Origin of the sequence: Lampropedia aestuarii (assembly GCF_004803635.1) — a bacterium.
In the GTDB taxonomy this organism is placed as follows: domain Bacteria; phylum Pseudomonadota; class Gammaproteobacteria; order Burkholderiales; family Burkholderiaceae_C; genus Lampropedia; species Lampropedia aestuarii.
The window spans coordinates 1-225 of sequence record NZ_SSWX01000075.1; the positions used below are offsets into that span (position 1 = coordinate 1).

General features: G+C 50.7%; 1 protein-coding gene. It reads left to right on the forward strand.

The features are described from left to right. Positions 1-3: 3 nt before the first annotated feature. On the forward strand, positions 4-225 hold a 222-nt coding region (locus E8K88_RS17950), incomplete at its 3' end, for a tripartite tricarboxylate transporter substrate-binding protein (RefSeq protein ID WP_276606686.1).

The following is a 225-nucleotide window of genomic DNA, read 5'->3' on the forward strand; positions in this document are numbered from 1 at the left end:
ACTATTGATACATGGTGGGGCCTAGTTGCTCCCGCCAGCACCCCCAAAAGCACCATTGAGCAACTCAATGCGGCCTTCTCTGCTGCGCTAGAATCAGAAACGATCAGAAAAAGCTTTAAAGCATTACTCGCAGAGCCTGTCATCAGCAAAGCCCCTGCCTTTGATCAATTCATGGCGCAAGAACGTGCACGCTATGAACCCATAGTCAAAGCCACAGGCGCCAAA